We start from the raw sequence: 18,672 nt of genomic DNA on the forward strand, positions 1-18,672 counted from the left end.
CACTAGCCGGAGGGTGGGAGAGTGTTACGTTGCCCGCAGTTGCACTGGCATGACCAAATAGCAAAGGCGCACCGCTCCCAGTGGCTTCCAAACAGCCGGCTGCGTGGCCCCGTTGAGTTCTAGGCTCACCTGCTGCGTGTGAAACACCTTGAGAGCCTCCAGCAGGTAGCGGACATTGAAGGCCACCTCTAGATCGGGGCCGGACATCTGCACTGGCAGCGATTCCTCGCCACTGCCTACATCGGGTGCTTCGGTGCTGATGCGCAGGGTTTGGGTTGCTGCCGAGAGACTGAACTTGATGATGTCGTTCCGCTGGGCAGCAAACACTCCCACCCGCTCCAGCGACTCCATCAGGGGTCGCCGCTCCAAGGTCACTTGCCGCTCAAACTGCCTGGGCAGCAAACGGTTGTAGTCGGGGTACTGACCCTCCAAAAGACGACTGGTAATCCGCTGTTGGGGCAAAACAAATTGTACCTGTGACTGGTCAAAGCGCAACTCCACCTTGGAGGCACCAGTCTGGGCACTGAGGATGCGCTCCACCTCCCGCAGAGTCCGAGCGGGAATGGTGAAATCGGGCCCTCTCCCTTCCCTGGCTACCTCAACTGGAATTCCCTCGACTTCTACCTGAGCTATGGCCAGCCGATGTCCATCAGTGGCTGCAAACTCCAGCTGCGGCGGCTCCCCAAGCACAAGCTTGACATGCACCCCTGTGAGTACCTGCTTGGTTTCGTCACTAGAGGCAGCAAAGAGGGTCTGGCCAATTCCCTGCAACAAGCTCTCGATGGGCACCTCTAGAGCCCGCGCGGCACCACCCTCAATGGCAGCAGGGATCACTACCTCGGGCAGGGTGGGGTACTCCTCTGCCGCAGCACTGCGTAGCTGGTACTGACCAGCAGCTGAAGTGAGGATAACCCGCTCCTGAACTTGGCTCACCGTAACTGAACCACTGGGCAGACGGCTGACGATGTCGCCAAACAGCTTGGCTGGCAGCGTAAGGCGACCGGATGCTTTCACCTCCGCCTCAAACTCGCTGCGAATGCCCAAGCTTAGGTCAAAGCCCGTCAGAGCCACCTGCTGCCTTTCTGCGCTGGCTTCCACCAGCACGTTGGCCAGAATCGGCAGCGCGGGCCGACTGGCGATAGCTCGCCCAACTGTTGCCAGTTGCTGGCTAAGCTTGGCCTGCTCACAGGTAAAGCAAAGGCCACCAGTAGGACTACCTCCCGCTGCTGCAAAGGGCTGCTCCTTGGCCTCGTCCAGGAGCTCAGTTTCACGAACCCCCAGCGAAGTTCCCGAGCGGCCGTCGCGCGGGGCAGACGCGAACATGCTTGCCCTAGGTTCTTCCTGCAGAGGGCGTTGAGCTTGTACCATTGCGGGCCTTGCGAGCTGAATACGCTAATCCTAGCACTGACTTGCCCCTAGTTTGCACTCTCGCGCGCGCGAAGAGGATTAAAAACCACGATCCCTACCCAATATTTAAATTTTTAACATAGTAGTAGTAGGGCCTGTGGAAATTGTGGAAATCGATGGCCTGGTGATTGGCAAAGCCTTGTGCTGTAAGCCTTTGGGCTTGTCCCCTGCCTGTGGAAAATCTGTGGATAACTGGGTGCTCTTTTCCACAGAGTATTTATACCTTGTGGATAACTAGGGGGTTTTTTCCACAGGTTTTCCACAGTTTTTCAAAGTTTTCCACAAGTTTTCCACAGGCGGGTAGGGCAGGAGCTGGGAAAGTTTACAAAACTTAATGATCGATCCGTTGGGGATCCCCTAGACTGGGGAACTGTAGACCTAGGGATCCTGTCCAGGTCAGGGGCAGCCTGGCAGGGAAAGCTAGGTGGCTTCCTCTGGTCCGCTGAGGAGGGGGGGAAACTGTTGCGGCTAAACTATATGAGGGTAGGAGAACTCCTCTTAGAGATCGCCCTACCTTGGGTAGTAGCCTAGGAGATTACGAGGACACAGAAGGCCCAGTCCTCTGCTCCTTTAAGCCAGAAGAGCTTCTTCACAGGCAGCTTGCTCTCCCTCAGAAGCCTCACCCGGCTCCTCGGGCTGCAAAACAGCTTCTTGGCAACGCTCCATAGCCTGCAGCAGCAGGGTTTCTCCCTCTTGCAGGGTCTCAATGCGGCAAAGAAGAGCACGAAAGTGGGAAGCGCCGGCAAAGCCCTTAACGTACCAGGCCATGTGCTTGCGGGCTTGCCGGATCCCGCGTTCCCCTTTATATTCCCAAAGACCTCGTAGATGCTCTAGAGCTATTTGAATTCGCTCCAAGGGAGTAGGAGCCGGCTTTTCTTGCCCGGTTTTCAGGAAGTAATCGATCTCCCCCACCAGGAAGGGGTAACCCATCGTGCCGCGGGAGCACATCACCCCGTCGGCGCCAGTTTCTTCGAGACACTTCACTGCTGCAGCTGTGGAGAAAATGTCTCCGTTAGCAATGACCGGAATGTGCAAACGTTCTTTGACGCGGCGGATCCACTCCCAGCGGGCTTTGCCGCTGAAGCCCTGGGCACGTGTCCGAGCATGTAGAGTAAGGAGTTGGGCTCCCGCCTCTTGGAGGCGGTAGGCAAAATCCAAGATGTTAATTTCCTCGTCCGACCAGCCCAAGCGCGTTTTTACAGTAACGGGTACCTCCACTGCCTTGGCCACCGTTTCAACAATTTTCGCAGCGGTATCTGGGTCTCGCAGCAGGGAGGAGCCGCCACCGTTTCTGGTAATTTTATTTACCGGGCAGCCCATGTTGATATCTACCAGAGTTGCCCCTTCGTCTACAGCCATGCGAGCGGCTTCAGCTAAAAAATGGGGCCGGCAGTCGAACAGCTGAATGCCAATGGGCTGCTCTCCCTCCCCCACCTCCATAATGCGGGGCAGCTCGCGAGCATAGTGCAAGCCAATGGCGCTAACCATCTCGGTGTAAACCATGCTTTGGGGGGCAAAACGGCGGACTAGCCGCCGGAAGACCATGTCGGTTACCCCTGATAGGGGTGCCTGGAAGACCCGACTGAAGATCTTTACCCTCCCAATCTCTAGGGGTTGGGCCATTCGTGCTTGCAACTGCGGTGAAAGCTGCAGGCTCATGGAAGGCCAACGCAACTATCCTTCTTTGTTGACAAAGTAGAGAAGGCCTAGGATGCGCGCCTGTTTGATGGCTTTGGAGACTTGCCGCTGCTGCTTGGCAGTTAGGCCTGTGATGCGGCGAGGCAAGATTTTGCCACGCTCAGTTACGAACTTCTTGAGCAGCTCAACGTCGGTGTATCTAATGGGTTCTCCTGGCTTGATGGGAGACAAGCGACGGCGAATGTAAACCATAGCTCAGGAACTACTTAATCTCTTTGTGAAGGGTATGGCGGTTACACTTGGGGCAGTATTTTCTCAACTCCAAACGACCGGGGGTGTTGCGGCGATTTTTGGTAGTAGTGTAGCGGTTCACCCCTGGAGAACGCTTGTTAACGTTGGTGCGGCACTCCGAACACTCCAGCGTAATGATGATGCGAGCACCTTTTCCCTTGGCCATGGGTGGATCCCTCTGCAGAGGAAGAAACTACCTCCCCCTTCAACAGCCACGGTTGAAGAAGGGCTTGCGCGTAGCGCAATTACCAATTATCTAACTTTTCTTTGAGGGAAGCAAGCCAACTTTTAACTTGCTTTCCAGCTTGGTGGCGAAGGCTGCGGGTGTTGCGGCCAACCTCCTGACGTAGGCGCCCCAGTTGGTTGGAGAGGTCCCGTACTGTCTCATTGCGCTGGGCTTTGCGCAGAAGATCCCGCGCAGCCAATTGAACGTCCTCAGTAGCTTCCCCTTCGAGGAGGTTTTGTAGCAGCCGCAGGACTTTTTCATCTAGGTGGTAGCCCCGCTCGGATTCCACCACTAGGGTGCGCCCGGCACGGTCGTGGATGCTCTGGCGTTTTTCCTTGTCGAAGAAGGCAAACAGACCATCGGCAACTAGGGGTACCAGAAGGGCTTCTGTGAGAACAAACAGCGAGAGCACTCCCTCCCGGGCTAGGGAGCGAATCAGATGAGGCGAGGCTTCGGTTTCCGGATCCCAGGTTTTAATATTCAGCAGCCATTTGCCGAGGCTTTGGCCCTCAGGACGGGATTGGAAATAGCCGCGGTTCACCAGCCAAGCGGCAAAGAAGGCAATGTAGCCAGTCATGTCCACGGCGCCAGCATCGGCTCCCAGCAGGGAAGCTAAACCCTGCGCTAGGTAGGAGACCCCTAGCCCCAGCCCAAAATCCAGGGCAAAGGCCCCAATCCGCTTGCCCCAGGGAGCTAGTTTGGGCAGGTTTTCCTTAGCCTGGGGGGCGCCGGCTGCCGGGGAAGCCGGTTGCTTCGTCTGGACAGAAGGTAGGGAGGTTGCTGGAGGCAGGGCGCTAAAGGCTTGCCACTCGCTGGCGCTTTGATCCAGCTGCTGGGTTTTGGGCCGTTCGGGAGAGGGTCTGGGATCCGTCATCGCAGGTTGAGTCTGTTATCCCTAACCATTCTAGCTAGCAAAGCGGGCCTAGACCCCTATCGGCAGGGAAGCAGGGCTGCGGCGCGGGATCTCGTAGGTCATCCGATCCCGGGCCAGGAGTGTATTGGGGAAGATAGCGCGGGCTTCGGCCAGTAGGTCTTCCAAAGTGATGGGGCCATCTGACGTGTAGCGAGGGCTAAAGTGGGTAAGGATGAGGGTCTGGGCCTTGGCTTCAGCGGCCACCCGCGCAGCCATGGCAGCAGTGGAGTGCTTAGCCCGCTGAGCCAGCTCGCGATCCGCTTCGGCGTAGGTGGCCTCGTGGATGACCAGGTCAGCAGCACGGGAGAGATCGACGGCGTTGCGGCAGAAGATGGTGTCGGTGCAGTAGGAGAACTTGCGCCCTGGGATGGGATCCCCCACGTAATCTCGCCCGTGGAACCAGCGGCCCTGCCAGAAGATGGATTGCCCAGCCTTGAGTTGGCCATAGAGGGGGCCAGGTGGGATCCCGTCGGCCTGGGCTTTGGCCACGTTAAAGGTGCCTGGCCGATCCTGTTCCACCACGCGGTAGCCAAAGGCGGGCACCCGGTGATCCAAAGGCGCGCAGAAAACCCAATACTCTGGATCCTGAAGAATGAGACCTGTTTCTACGGTGTGAACCTGGAAGGAATAGGGGATCCGCGTCTCGCTGTAGCGTAGCACCGCCTTCAGGTACTCTTCTAGGCCGGGGGGGCCGTAGATGTCGATGTGTTGGGGGGTGCTGCCCAGGCCACAGGAGGCCAACAGCCCCGGCAGGCCGTAGATGTGATCCCCGTGCATATGGGTGATGAAAATGCGGCGCAACTGGCTGGGGCGCAGCTCGTCTAGCCGCAACAGTTGGTGTTGGGTGCCCTCGCCACAATCAAACAGCCACCATTCCGATCGCTGCGGAAACTGCACCGCCACGCCCGACACATTGCGCTGGCGGGTGGGCATGCCGGAGCTAGTACCCAGAAAGGTAACGCGGATGGCGTTGGGATCTGTCACAAGGGCCAAATGCCGATAGCGCTAAGGACTGGGATCCCTAGCTTATCAACTTACCTAGAAAGGGCGCCCAAAACCCTTGTTAGCTTAATTGGCGGCAAGCCCCGCCCTGTATTTGTGTTCCGTATTGCCAATCAGTGTCGGGATAAAGCCGTTCGTGCTACAACTAAGGAGAACAAGTTCAATCGCGGGAGAGCTTCCCTGACTTGTTCCCGCCGCGGGTTGCACGGTGGCGGCAGGCTGTGTCCTTTGTACCAACAAGTCGGTAAAGCGTGCAGCCCGTACGCTGTCTGTTCGCGCAGTGTGGCGTAAGCCATGTTGTGCTTACTTAGCGAATGAGGGTTGGGAGTCGTTCACGATAAGGGTACGTGTCAGCTTTCTTGCCATGATCACCTTGACTGAGAGCGCCATCCAAGAGCTAAAGCGCCTGCGCAGCAAGTACGAGAAGGAGGGATCCCAGCCCATCCTGCGGTTGGGGGTCAAGCCCAGCGGCTGCTCTGGCCTCTCTTACGTGATGAACTTTGAGCCCCAGGCCAACCCTGATGACCATACCTTTGACTTTGGCGAGCTCCGCGTGGCAGTGGATCCCTTGAGCATGACCTTGATCCAGGGCCTTACCGTCGACTTTTCCGAGGATCTGTTGGGGGGCGGCTTCAAGTTCAAGAACCCCAATGCAGTGGCTACCTGTGGCTGTGGCACTTCCTTTGCCACTGCCGAAACTGCCGTTGCCACTGGCCATTGATCACATCCTGCTGGAGGGTTCTAGGCTGGGCAGGCGGAGCACAAACCATGTCCACCCGTCCTTGCTGCTGACTCGAATGTGGCCCTGCAGGTATTCCACCCACTGCTTCACCAAAGCCAACCCCAGACCGCTACCTGGCTGGGCCCAGGGATCCGCAGTGGGCACCCGGTAAAAGCGCTCAAACAGGCGGGGCAGATGTTCAGGCTCAATCTGAGCCGTGTTGGCGATCTTAAACTCAACCCCTTCAGGGATTGGCTGAACCTCTAGACGGATCGTGCCACCTGGCTGGGTAAACTTGCAGGCATTGTCCAGCAGTTCTTTGAGGATCTGGGTCAGGAGCTGCGGATGGCTGTAAAACCGCCAGGGGGAGGGGGGCGGGTCCCCCACCTGCAGCGTGAGGGAGCGGGCCTGGGTGCATTGCTGCGCCGATTCGATCAAGCTGTGCCAGAGGTGGGGCAGGTCAATAGCTGCAACGGCAGAGCCCAAGTCTTTCCTTTCCAAGCCCTGCAGATCCAACAGGCGGTTGATGAGCTGGATTTCGGCCTCGCACTCCTGCAGGGCAATGTCCCGGTACTGCCGCTGCTTCTCGTTGAGGGGGGTGCGGCCCAGAAGCTCCAGAGCTAGCTTGATCTTGGTCAAGGGTGTGCGCAGCTCGTGGGAGACCGTGGCCAGAAAGTGGTCTTTGAGGCGGTTGAGCTGCTCCAGATCTGACACCTGGCAGGCCAGCTGGGCGGTGCGCTCCTGCACCTTGGCTTCCAGTTCCTGGTTAAGCTGCTGCAGACGGCGCTGGGCCTGGTTGGCTTGCAGCAAGTGGCGCAGCCGCCGCTTCAAAACCGACCAGTGGATGGGCTTGGGGATGTAGTCGCTGGCACCGGCGGCAAAGGCCTCACTGACAAAGGCTTCGTCTTCTAAAGCGGTGACAATTAAAATTGGCATGTCAGGGTTTTGGGCGTGGAGGCGGCGGCAACACTCAAACCCATCCAGATCCGGCATCACCGCATCCAGGAGCACCATGTCCGGCTGATGGCAGCTTACGGCTTCTAGACAAGCCAAGCCGCTGTCCGCTTCTACAACTTGGTAGCCTTCCCGCTCCAGGGTATAGCGAGCCAAAAGCCGCTGGCTGGGATCATCGTCGGCAATCAGCAGCAGTGGCTTTTCCTCGGCTTCAGAGAAGCTCCCTCCCCGCCGATCTGACATAGGCTTGGCATTAAGCTTCTGCATGGCTACTGGCAACAGGAGAAGGCCCAGACACGGCAGCCGATAACTCCAGGGTAACTCGCTGGTACTCGGCTTCCAACCGTTGCAAGGCCTGCTTCAGGGTATCCCAGTTTACAAAAGCGGGAGAGGGGTGGCGAGAGAGGTTCTCCAGCTCCTGACACATCTGAGCTAGCGACTTGGCCCCCAGGGTGCTGCTGCTGCCCTTGAGGCGGTGGGCCAGTTGGGCCACGGTTTTGGCATCTTGCCGCTCCAGAGCCTGGCGCAGGGATCCCAGCAGGGCCTGGCTGTCTTGCTGGTAGGTTTGCACCATCTCCTGCCAGTCTTCGGGGGATCCCAGCATGCTGCGTAGGCTGGCCAGGGTGTCGGGATCCAAGGCTGGCTCCGGTTTTTCTTCCTTGCAAGAAGAAGAGATTTCCTGCAAAGCGCGCTCCAGCACAGCCGGCTGCAGGGGCTTGGTCAGGTAGCCGTCGACGCCGGCGGCCTCGGCAGCAGCACGGCTTTCCAGGAAAGCGTCGGCGGTGAGGGCAAGGATGCGCGGCTGGCGATCTGGGGGAAGTTCGCTGCGGATACGGCGGGTGGCGGCCAGGCCGTCCAGCTCCGGCATGTGCAGATCCATCAAGACCAGGTCGTAGGCGCGCAGTTGCAGCGCCTGCAGGGCTTCCAGGCCGTTGGCCACGATGTCCGGCTGATAGCCCAGCCGCTCCAGCATTAGGCGGATGACTTTTTGGTTAACGGGGTTGTCCTCGGCTACCAGGATGTGCAACGGGCAGCGGCTGGCCAAAGGCAGCGGGGGCTCCAAGGGGGAAGTAACGGCAGGCACTTTTTCCTGGCAAAGCAGAGCCCGCAGTTGCGAGGCCTTGACCGGCTTGCTCAGGGCAGGAAAAGAGCCAGAGCTTGCCAAAGCCGCGCTGCGGGCCACCAGCAGCAAAGGCCTCAGGGGGGGCTGCTCCTGCTGCAGAGCTTTGGCCAGGGCCAGCCCATCGCCGTCTGGCAGGCTGGTATCCACCAGAGCCAGGTCAAAAGTCTGGGCTTTGGCCAGGGCTTGGGCTTCTGCTGCAAAGCTGCAGGCCGTTACCTGCATCCCCCAGGCCTGGAGGAGGCGAGCCAGGAGCTGCCGTTGGCTGGCGTTGTCTTCCACCAACAAAACCCGCTTGCCGGCTAGAGCAGCATCGAGGGCTGGGGCTGCCAAGAGGGCCGGATCCGGAACACGCAGCGGGACGCGAAAGCCAAAGGTGGATCCCTGGCCCGGCTGGCTTTGCACCCAGATCTCTCCGCCCATCAGTTGACAGAGACGCTGGCTGATGGCTAAGCCCAAGCCCGTGCCGCCGTAGCGGCGGCTGATGGAGCTGTCCACCTGGCTGAAAGGCTTGAAGAGGCGATCCTGCTTTTCCGGCGGGATGCCGATGCCGGTGTCTTGCACCTGGAAGCTCACCCACTGCACCTGGGGATCCCGCTCCTGGGCCTCGACGGTTACCACCACTTCTCCCTGCGGGGTGAACTTGATGGCGTTGCTGAGGAGGTTGGCCAGGATCTGGCGCAGGCGGTTGGGATCCCCCACCAGGGTGGCTGGCAAGCTGGGATCCACCCAGGCCACCAGCTCCAGATCTTTGCTCTGGGCTTGGGCGGCCATGAGATCCAAAAGCTCCTCCATGAGCTGGGGCAGGGAAAAGGGCGTTTCCTCCAGCTCCAATTTCTGAGACTCGATCTTGGAGAAATCCAAAATGTCGTTGATGAGGCTAAGCAGCACCTCACTGCCGTAGCGGATGGTCTGCACCCAATCCCGCTGCTGCGGATCCAGGGGGGTATCCAGCAACAGGCTGGCCATGCCCATGATGGCGTTGATGGGCGTGCGGATCTCGTGGCTCATGGTGGCCAAGAATTCGCTCTTGGCGCGGTTGGCCGCCTCGGCAGCTTCCATAGCCGCCTTCATCTGCTCTTGGGCCTGCTGGGCCAGGGTGATGTCCCGCCCGGCGGCGTAGGCCAGGGATCCCGCCAGAGAGGCGCGCCACTCGATAAAGCGGTAGCTGCCGTCTTGGGTGCGGTAGCGGTTGACAAAGCCATCCAGGCGCCCTTCTTGCAGCAGCTTTTGCATCGCCTTCTGCGTGGCCAGCAGATCTTCCGGGTGCACCCATTCCCACAAGGGGTGCTGCTGCAGCTCCTCGAGGGAACGGCCCAGGACGGTCTCCCAAGCAGGGTTGAGACGGCGAAAATACCCCTGCTCGTCGGCAATGCAGAGCAAATCCAAAGCTACCGAGAAGAATTGCTCCAGCTCTGCTTCGGCCTGCTTGCGGGCGGTGATATCGACGGCGGTAAACACCCAGCAAGGGATCCCGCGCAGCACCAGCGGCTGGACAAAGACGTCTTCCCAAAACTCCCGGCCATCCCGCCGTTGCCAGCGCCACTCAAAGCGGGCGGATCCCTGAGAGCGAGCTTGCTCCAGGTAGGGCTGCAGCGAGAACCCCCTTCCCTGCAGGGCCTGGCGATAGGGGGACTGCTCCGAAGCGTCGAAGGCCCGCAGTTCCTCCAGGCTGGAAAATCCATAGGCGGCAAGGGCGCGCGGATTAGCCTCCAAGATCTCGCCCGTTTCGGCATGGCGAATGAGGATGGCCACGGCAGCATTTTCAAACAGGGCGCGGAACTTCTGCTCGCTCTCCTGCAGGGCTTGCTGCGCCCGCACCCGCTCCGTGATGTCGCGAATGATGAGCACCACTTCCTGTTCGTTTAGAGGGGCAATGCGCACCTCCTCGTGGCGCACTTCGCCCTCGATCTCCAGGCTTTGCTCGTAGCGCTGCAGGGTTTGGGTGGCCAGGGCTTGGCGAATATAGGCAAGCCGCCGCTCCGCCAGGTCTGGGGGCAGGAGTTCGTGGGGTGAGCGCCCCAGGTAAGTTTCTGGCAAGCCGTAGGGCCGCACCTCCCCCCCACAGCTCACTCCCAGGCAAACGCCCTGGCTATCGAGGTGAAAGATGAGATCCGGGATGGCGGCCAGAATGGCCCTTTGTTTTTCCTCGGCCGCTTTGAGATTCAGCTCAGCCCGCTTGCGCTCTGTGATGTCCCGCACCAAGACGTAGAGCTTCTTGCTGCCGTGGGCAACGATACAGGCCCTGCGATACTGCCTGACTCCTGGCTGTAGCTCAATCTCGTACTCCAGGTATTCGGCGGTCTGGTTGGCCAGAGCCCGCCTTCCCAGAACTTCGCATTGCTCCCGCAAAGCAGGAGGCAAAATCTCCTCGATCCGGCGGCCAATGTAGTCCTGAGGGGGGCGCAGCGTGGCGAAGTAGCGGGACGGCTTGCAGTTGAGGATGCGACCGTCGGCAGCAATCTCCAAAATCATGTCTGGGATTGCCTCGTAGAGGGCGCGATAGCGGGACTCGCTTTCCTGCAGCGCCTGCTCCCGCTCAACCTGCTCGGTGATGTTGCGGCTGGTGATGAGGATCCCATCCCCCACCGGCACCACCTGGTGATGGAGCCAACGGGCCCGCAAGTCCGGCTGGCCGGAGATGGGAAACTCCTCTTCCAGGGGGATGCGGGTTTCCACCACCCGCTTGTATTTTTCAAAAAAGCCAGCCGTGCGGTTGATGGGCAACAGCTCGCACAGCCGCTGGCCGAGGATCTCCTCCCGGCGGCGGGAAATCAGCTCCTCCCCCTTGGCGTTGACATCGACGAAGACAAAATCCACAATCTCGCCGGTAAAAGGATCCCGCACCGCCTCCAACAGATAGATGGCATCCAGGCTGGCTTCCAGCGCTGCGCGGAAACGGGCCTCTGGGCTGGAAGTTGCTAGCGATCCCCTGAAAATGAGCTTGAAAAGAGGGATCCGCCGCCGGAGCCAGCCAAGCCCTAGAAGTGCTCCGAGAACCAAAACAATACCCCCAAGCATAAAGCTGGCCCAGCCCGGCAGCATTATCTCTATCCCCAGCTCTTTTCTGGTGGCGGCTGCTTCCAGCTTATCTTCTGGCTTCCGCAGAATCGCTCAGTTAAGTTGCGGAAAAAAGCTGCCCTACCCTGCCCTGGGAAAAAGCTTTTGGCAAAGGAGGAAACCATGGAAGCTAGCCTTAACGGGGGCGCCAGCGGCGGTAGAGTTTTTCCAGATCTACCCAGACCATCACCACCGTGCTGAAGCCCACGCAGATAAGCAGCTCAGTGAGGGTCAGTTCTTCTGTCCCGAAAAAGTCGCGCAGGAAGGGCACATAGAGCAGGGCCAACTGCAGCAGCAAAGTGGTCAGCACCGCCCCCAGCAGGTAGGGGTTGGAAAAGGGGTTGAGCTCGATGGTCAGCTTGTCATTAGAGCGAACCGCCAGCGCATGGCCCATCTGGGCAATACACAGGGTGGTGAAGACCATCGTGCGCCAGTGAACGATGTAGGCTTCCACAATCGCCATCATGAGGATCGTCGCCAAGCCAAAGACGACGCCAATGCGCACCATGTAGGCGCCGAGCCCTTGGGCAAAGATGCTTTCTTTGGGGTTAAAGGGGGGGCGTTGCATCACCCCTGGCTCTGCTGGCTCCATTGCCAAAGCCAGAGCGGGCAGGCCGTCGGTTACCAAGTTCATCCAGAGGATCTGCAGGGGCGTCAGCGGCACGTCCTCTAGGCCCAGAAGGGGGGCGGCAGCCACGGTCAACACCTCGCCGATGTTGCTGCCCAGGATGTATTTCACAAAACGGCGGATGTTGCTGTAGACCACCCGCCCTTCTTCAATAGCCGCCACGATGGTGGCGAAGTTGTCGTCTAGCAGCACCATGTCGCTGGCCTCTTTGCTGACATCGGTGCCGGTGATGCCCATGGCAATGCCGATATCCGCTTGGCGCAGGGCAGGGGCGTCGTTGACGCCATCGCCGGTCATGGCCACAAACTGGTTTTGCTTTTGCAGGGCCTGCACGATGCGCAGCTTGTGCTCGGGAGCCACGCGGGCGTAGACGTTGACTTTCTGCACCGTCTCCATCAGCTCCTCAAAGCTCAGCCGGGAGAGGGTGCGCCCATCAATGGCCTGGTTCTCGGAGTCGAGAATGCCCAGCTCGCGGGCAATAGCAATGGCGGTGAGTTGGTGATCGCCGGTAATCATTAGGGTGCGGATCCCGGCCTGCCGGCAGCGGGCTACCGCTTCCCGCGCTTCGGGCCGAGGGGGATCGTACATGCCCACTAGGCCCAGCCACACCAGGTTGCGCTCGATCTCCTCCAGGTTCTCCGGGATCCGCGGCAACTGCTGAGTGGCCACCCCCAAAACCCGGATGCCCTGAGCTGCCAAGCGGTTGTTGGCGCCCAAAATGGCCTGGCGATCCGCTTCTGAGAGGGCCTGCCAAGTTCCGTTTTTCTGGATGTAGGCGCACTGCTCCAGCACCAGTTCCGCGGATCCCTTGACGTAGACGCGGTAGCTGCCCTCCTCCTGCACCACCACGCTCATGCGCTTGCGTTCTGAGCTAAAAGGGATCTCCTGCACCCGCGGGTGTTGCTCCTGCAAAGAAGCCTTCTGCAGGTTGGCCTTGGCGGCAGCTACCAGCAGGGCGGCCTCGGTGGGATCCCCCAGGATTGACCAGGTGGGGGCAGCGCCGCGCTGGGCTGGGAGAGTGGCTTGCAACAGGGCATCGTTGCAGAAGACCACCGCCCTGAGAAGGGCCTGCAAATCGGGGGCGCTCTGGGGATCGATGGGCTGGCCGCCGCAGTAGAAGGATCCCTTGGGAATGTAACCGCTGCCGCTGACGTGGTAGTGGCGCTCAGGGGTAACGATGTCGGTAACCACCATTTTGTTTTCGGTGAGGGTGCCGGTCTTGTCGGAGCAGATGGTGGTGACGGATCCCAGGGTCTCTACGGCCGGCAGGCGGCGGATCAAGGCGTTGCGGCGCACCATGCGCTGGGTGCCAATGGCCAAGGTAACCGTGGTGACAGCCGGCAGCCCCTCCGGCACCACCGCCACGGCCATGCTGAGGGAAGTTTCCAGCAGCGAGGCAAAAGGCGCCATGCTCCCGGCTTGGAGCAGCCCCACGATCACCACCAGCGCCACCAAGGCCAGGGATCCCGACACCAGCACATTGCCCAACTGGCTCATGCGCCGCTGCAGGGGGGTGGGCTCGTTTTCCACCGTCTGCAGCAGCCTGGCCACCTTGCCCAGCTCCGTGTTCATGCCGGTGGCAGTAACCAAGAGGATCCCTCGCCCCTGCAGCACCTCGGTGCCCATGAAGGCCATGTTGCGCCGCTCGCCCAGCTCTGTGTCTTCAGGGAGGACACAATCAGCCTGCTTGGTAACCGGTACCGCCTCTCCGGTCAGGGCCGCCTCTCGCACCTGTAGGTTCACCGCTTCCGCCAAGCGCCCATCGGCTGGGATCTGCACCCCCGCTTCCAGCAGCACCCGATCCCCTGGCACCAACTGGTTGGCAGGGATCTCCTGCCACAGCCCGTCCCGCTGCACCCGCACGCTGGGGGAGGCCAATTTTTTTAGGGCCGCCAGCGCCTTTTCCGCCCGGCTTTCTTGCAAGTAGCCCAGCAGGCCATTGAGACCTACAACCAGCAAAATGGCTAGGGCATCTTTAGGAAACTCTCTCTTTTGCCAATCCAAAAGGGCTGAAATCAGCGCCACGGCAATCAGCATCAGCAACATGACGTTGCGGAATTGGTCAAGAAAGAGCTGCCAGGCGCTGCGGCCAGGAGAGGAGATCAGCTCGTTGGGGCCGAATTCCCGCTGCCTTTGGATCACCTGCTGGGTAGTCAGGCCAGAATCGGGATCGGTCTGCAACTTCTGGATAACAGCGGGAAGAGGAAGACTATGCCAGGCAGGAGTAGAAACAGCGGCGGATCCAGAAGCTTGGGCCATCGCAAACACTTCCAGGGAATGGACAAATTCTACGTTAGCTCTCGAAGCTTTCCATAGAGGAAAAGGGATCCCCATTTCCCCAGTTTCGTGGCAAGGTGGGGACAGAGGCCCCCTGGAGACTGCTATGGCGAGCAAAACTCCCACTCGCGATGTTCAAGTGGCCGTTATCGGCCCCTCTACCTTGGTTCTCCGCTCTCGCACCTGGGATCGCCTCAAGTTTGAGCTGGAATACGCCCGGCAGCGGGGCACCACGGCCAACAGTTACCTCATCCAGGCCCGGCAGACCTTGCTCATTGATCCGCCGGGGGAATCGTTTACAGACATTTTTCTCGAGGAGCTGGCCCAGCACCAGTACCTGCAGCGGCTGGACTTTATCCTGCTCAGCCACGTCAACTTCAACCGCATCGCCACCCTCAAGGCACTTCTGCCGCTGGCTCCCTATGCAGTGGTGCTCTGCTCTAAGCCGGGATCCCTCACCCTGCGAGCCGCTTTTGAGGGCAGGGAATCCCCGCCTCCTAGCCGGGATGAAGAGGAGGCCGCCGATTTTGGCATTCCCTACGGCAATAACCAGTCCTTTCGCCTGCGGGTAATCCGGGATGGGGATCGCCTGGATCTAGGCGAGGGCCATGAGCTGCACTTTCGCACTGTCCCCACGCCCCGCCACCCCGATGCCCTCTGCACCTACGACCCGGCCACTGGGATCCTCTTTACCGACAAGCTGTTTGGTGCCCATGTCTGCGACGAGCAGGTGTTCGACGAGCACTGGCGGCAGCTTAGCGAGGATCGCCGCTACTACTTCGACTGCTTACACCGCAGCCAAGCGCCCCAGGTAAAAGCAGCCCTGGCCAAGCTGGAGGAGTTCCCCGCCCAGATCTACGCCCCCGCCCATGGCCCCTTGGTGCGCCACAGCCTGCGGCGGCTGCGCTTGGATTACCACGCCTGGTGCGAGGAGGATCCCTTGGAGCAGCGGGTGGCTCTCCTCTATACCTCTGCCTACGGGAACACGGGCCTGATGGCGGTAGCTATTGCCCAAGGCTTGGAGCGAGCAGGAGTTACCGTGGAGCGGATTAACTGCGAATGGGCTACCCCTGAAGAGATTGCCCAGGCTCTGGAGCGCTGCCAAGGGTTCATTATCGGATCCCCCACCTTGGCCGGCCACCCCCCTGTCCAGATCCAAACAGCCCTAGGCATTATCCTCTCTTCTGTTCCCACCAGCAAGCTGGCCGCGGTCTTCGGCTCCTATGGCTGGAGCGGTGAAGCCCTGGATCTCATTGAAAGCAAGTTGCTCAACGCCGGCTTTACCCTGGGGTTTGCCACCATCCGCACCAGGTTCAAGCCTACCCCCGCTGTCCTGGAAGCCTGTCAGGAGGCGGGATCCCAGTTTGCCCAAGCCCTGCGCAAGGCCAAGCGAGCCCGTGCCCCCCGCCAAGGCGGTGTTGAAACTCAGGCGGATCGGCTGGGGCAGGCCCTCAGCCGGGTTGTGGGATCCCTCTGTGTGGTGACCGCCCTGCAAGATGGGATCCCGCGCGGCTTCCTTACCTCCTCGGTGGCCCAGGCCAGCTTCAACCCCCCTGGCCTAACCCTTTCTGTAAGTAGGGACAGCGAGGCAGAACTGCTCACCCGTCCCCAAGCGCCTTTTGTGCTCAACATTTTGCGGGAGGGCAAAAGCAGCAGCCTGCAGCGACACTTTCAACGACCCCAGCGCCCTGGTGAAGACCGCTTTGCCGGTTTGGCCATCACCACTGCCGAAAATGGCTGCCCGATCCTATTGGATGCCCTGGCTTACTTGGAGTGCTGTGTCAAAAGCTGGATGGAGTGTGGCGATCGCTACCTGGTCTACGCCGAGGTAGAGCGCGGCAAGGTGCTGGATCCCACGGGGGTTACCGCCATGCGACGCGGCTAGATATGGGGTGGAGGTCAATCCAGGCCTTTGCCTAGGTCTCGGCTCTCAGCGGGGGTCAATTTTGCAGTGGGTCGTCACAGATCCTGCCCAGATTGGCGGAAAACTCGTAGGGGCCGTCTTTGATACAGGTAAGGTTACCGGGTCAGCTGCGCAAACTGTCATTGGTACAGGTATCGATTGGAGAAATTCTTCTTGGCACGGGTCAAGCCACTTTCGAAGTCATCCAGAAAGTTACAGAAACTATTGTTGACGGGGCTAAAGACTATATTTTCGAAGAAGTTACCCATCATGAGCCTCATTTGATCCGCATCGAATCCTCCCTGAGTTGGGACGAGGCCCTGGTTTTCATCAACGGTTTCCTTAGCGAAGGTGAAACCCAACCTTGGAAAAAAAGACTGTTGTGGGAAACACTCCGACGTGCTGGATGGCAGGGATCCCTGTACTACCTTTGGTGGGATGCTTCCAACCCGGCGAGTTTGACCTTGTCCCCTCTGAAGCTAGGGGTAGGACTACTTGCCCACTGGGAAGCCCACAAAGCAAAGGCCAAAGAAGTGGGACTAAAGTACGCCTATCCCCTGCTCTCTGCTTTGCCGGAAAGGCAGATTACCCTGATGGGGTTTTCCTTGGGGGCAAGGGTAGCCTACTACATCATGCGCGGTTGGCCCCAGACTGCAGATCGACGTCTTAAAGATGTTATCTTGCTCAGCGGTGCCGTTAGGAGGCAAGCCGATAAGAACTGGAGCCTGCATGTAGAAAATATCACTGGAAAGTTGGTAAACATCTACAACGAAGACGATTGGGTTCTGGCCTACGTCAGCCCCTGCGGGATCAAGCCAATTAGAGAGTTTCACCCCAGAATTGAAAACCTCAACGCCACTCACTTAATCGGCTCTGGTGAGCATAGCTACGAAGCCTATCTACCTCATCTGGAGTTTCTTCTGGATCAGAAGCTGGACTGGAAAGCTCGCAGCAGCCACCTGATCTAGCCCATGCCAAGCCAGATGGTTTCTGCCCCAGCCACAAGGGAGGATCCCTGTTCGATATCCATCTCTGGATCTGCCGGGATCCCACTCGAGATTGCTAAAGATCTTGCTTTGCCGTGGTCGGCACGCAGCCTGGCTGCGTAAGAATAATATCCCAACTGACGGCTATCTTGAGCCTACGCCTGGATGCTGGGGTAGGCGATTGGTCAGGCCACCAACATCGACAGTGATGGCAGCTCTCGCCACGGCCTATCCCTGCTTCACCTAACGCTCCAATCTATCTTCATCTGAATGCACGGGATCCCCCACCGCGGTGGGGAGGGGTAGCGCCTAATATACAGTACCAGTCTGCCCCAAGTTCTGACTACAGCCTGTTAAAGAATCAAGGGGTACAGTAGCAACACTTAGCAAACCAACTTCGGAAGCAGGATGGATTGATCAGGAGTAAACAAGTCTGCACTATCTGCTCCACGCTATACTTTCCAACTCTGGAAAGCTGCCGAATAAAATGCTTCAACACCGACCACATCATCTCAATAGGATTCAATTCCGGTGAATACACAGGCAGGTATAGGATTTGCGCTCCTGTCCCCCTAATCAATTCCTCAACTTCCCGACTCTTATCGATATTTAAGTTGTCCATCATCACAACCTTCCTCGCCTCTAGCTTCAGACATAACTCGCTTCTCAAAAACTCTAAAAAATCCCCTTTCCTCATCCCACCCTTAATGAGGCAATAGCCAACTAACCCTCTCAAGGAAATAGCTCCAATAACAGTATGCTTTTCCCCTTATATCTCTCACGATAATGATAGGCTCTTTGACCGCGTAAACTCCGAGCTACTCCCCGTTCCATTCCCTCCCACACCCCTGTCTGGTCAAGGGTAATCAAATCTTCTGCTGGAATATCTCTGACTTCTTGACTATAAGCTAGCCGTTCTCTGTGCACCTCCTCTTCTTGCACTCTCCCACTGCGGTAAGTCTTTTGTTAGAGTCATTCCTTGCTTTTTCAAGCAATTGTGTATCGTGACGGTACTCGTGTCAATTGCTAAGCATTCCCGCAACAGTTCTTGATACCGCCACAGGTAGAAGTTTGGGTGTTCTGCCATAATTGCCATCACTTCCTGTCAATGTTGTTCCAAAATACCCACTTGCTTCGTACCTACTTTACTTGGGGGTTAAATCCTGAGTTTGTTGGTACTGTCGCACCCAGCGGTGTACTGTTCTTTTGGTTACCATGAACCGTTCGGATACCTGGCAGATGGAGATCTGACCTGCCTGATAAGCTGTTACAACTCTCTGCCGTAAATCCAAAGAATGGGTTGGCATCCCCTTCTCTCCTTCCTTTTGAAACTGTACCCTGGTCTAAATTAACAGGCTGTACTTAGAACCCTAGCAAAACAGAAAGCTCTCAGGAAAAGCAATCGCCTCTCCCGGAGCTTAAACCGTGTTAGGTTAGAGCTTAAATCTAGGCCTTGCCCGGCTCATAAAAGATGCTGGGCACGGGTTGGGAGAACCTTGAGACATCGATCTCCGGTTTGCGCGGCCCATAGTCCATCTTCAGATCA

Annotated in this window: 12 protein-coding genes and 1 pseudogene; 3 read left to right on the forward strand and 10 right to left on the reverse strand. The window is 58.7% G+C overall.

Annotated features, from left to right (window positions below):
• Nucleotides 1–24: 24 nt before the first annotated feature.
• The 6 genes from dnaN to rnz form a co-directional block, all read right to left on the reverse strand.
• A complete protein-coding gene (gene dnaN, locus NW830_RS10100; RefSeq protein WP_414362561.1) occupies nucleotides 25–1,323 on the reverse strand; it encodes a DNA polymerase III subunit beta in 1,299 nt (432 codons plus the stop codon).
• Between the two features lie 654 nt (nucleotides 1,324–1,977).
• Nucleotides 1,978–3,066 (reverse strand): tRNA dihydrouridine synthase DusB, encoded by a 1,089-nt coding sequence (gene dusB, locus NW830_RS10105; protein ID WP_414362618.1) that lies wholly within the window; start codon nucleotides 3,064–3,066, stop codon nucleotides 1,978–1,980.
• Nucleotides 3,067–3,081: 15 nt separating this feature from the next.
• Nucleotides 3,082–3,297 carry a 30S ribosomal protein S18 gene (gene rpsR / locus NW830_RS10110; RefSeq protein WP_414362562.1) on the reverse strand — a complete coding sequence of 72 codons (216 nt, stop codon included), beginning with the start codon at nucleotides 3,295–3,297 and terminating at the stop codon, nucleotides 3,082–3,084.
• A 10-nt stretch (nucleotides 3,298–3,307) separates the two neighbouring features.
• Entirely contained in the window at nucleotides 3,308–3,502 is a 195-nt protein-coding gene (rpmG, locus tag NW830_RS10115) for a 50S ribosomal protein L33 (protein ID WP_414362563.1), read from the reverse strand.
• Nucleotides 3,503–3,581: 79 nt separating this feature from the next.
• Nucleotides 3,582–4,436, reverse strand: coding sequence for an RDD family protein (locus NW830_RS10120; protein WP_414362564.1), 855 nt, complete (start codon nucleotides 4,434–4,436; stop codon nucleotides 3,582–3,584).
• 48 nt (nucleotides 4,437–4,484) lie between these two features.
• Entirely contained in the window at nucleotides 4,485–5,441 is a 957-nt protein-coding gene (gene rnz / locus NW830_RS10125) for a ribonuclease Z (protein ID WP_414362619.1), read from the reverse strand.
• A gap of 400 nt (nucleotides 5,442–5,841) precedes the next feature.
• Here rnz and NW830_RS10130 point away from each other — a divergent pair, with 400 nt between their 5' ends.
• Nucleotides 5,842–6,198 (forward strand): HesB/IscA family protein, encoded by a 357-nt coding sequence (locus tag NW830_RS10130; protein ID WP_414362565.1) that lies wholly within the window; start codon nucleotides 5,842–5,844, stop codon nucleotides 6,196–6,198.
• On the opposite strand, the gene NW830_RS10135 is transcribed toward NW830_RS10130, so the two are convergent.
• The 3 genes from NW830_RS10135 to NW830_RS10145 all read right to left on the reverse strand — a co-directional run bounded on the left by NW830_RS10135 (nucleotide 6,199) and on the right by NW830_RS10145 (nucleotide 14,219).
• A complete protein-coding gene (locus NW830_RS10135) occupies nucleotides 6,199–7,395 on the reverse strand; it encodes a response regulator (RefSeq protein ID WP_414362566.1) in 1,197 nt (398 codons plus the stop codon).
• 10 nt (nucleotides 7,396–7,405) lie between these two features.
• On the reverse strand, nucleotides 7,406–11,317 hold the full coding sequence (locus NW830_RS10140; protein WP_414362567.1) for a PAS domain S-box protein: 3,912 nt from the start codon (nucleotides 11,315–11,317) through the stop codon (nucleotides 7,406–7,408).
• Nucleotides 11,318–11,468: 151 nt separating this feature from the next.
• Nucleotides 11,469–14,219, reverse strand: a complete 2,751-nt coding sequence (locus NW830_RS10145; RefSeq protein ID WP_414362568.1) for a cation-translocating P-type ATPase — start codon at nucleotides 14,217–14,219, stop codon at nucleotides 11,469–11,471.
• Between the two features lie 124 nt (nucleotides 14,220–14,343).
• Here NW830_RS10145 and NW830_RS10150 point away from each other — a divergent pair, with 124 nt between their 5' ends.
• Both NW830_RS10150 and NW830_RS10155 read left to right on the forward strand, forming a co-directional pair.
• Nucleotides 14,344–16,122: a flavin reductase gene (locus NW830_RS10150; protein WP_414362569.1), complete on the forward strand. Its 1,779-nt coding sequence runs from the start codon at nucleotides 14,344–14,346 to the stop codon at nucleotides 16,120–16,122.
• Between the two features lie 161 nt (nucleotides 16,123–16,283).
• Nucleotides 16,284–17,108 (forward strand): DUF726 domain-containing protein, encoded by an 825-nt coding sequence (locus NW830_RS10155; RefSeq protein ID WP_414362570.1) that lies wholly within the window; start codon nucleotides 16,284–16,286, stop codon nucleotides 17,106–17,108.
• A gap of 379 nt (nucleotides 17,109–17,487) precedes the next feature.
• Here the strand turns inward: NW830_RS10155 and NW830_RS10160 are convergent.
• Nucleotides 17,488–18,433, reverse strand: a pseudogene (locus NW830_RS10160) (IS630 family transposase).
• Between the last annotated feature and the right edge of the window lie 239 nt (nucleotides 18,434–18,672).

The organism is Synechococcus sp. OH30 (genome assembly GCF_047462175.1).
GTDB lineage: Bacteria > Cyanobacteriota > Cyanobacteriia > Thermostichales > Thermostichaceae > Thermostichus.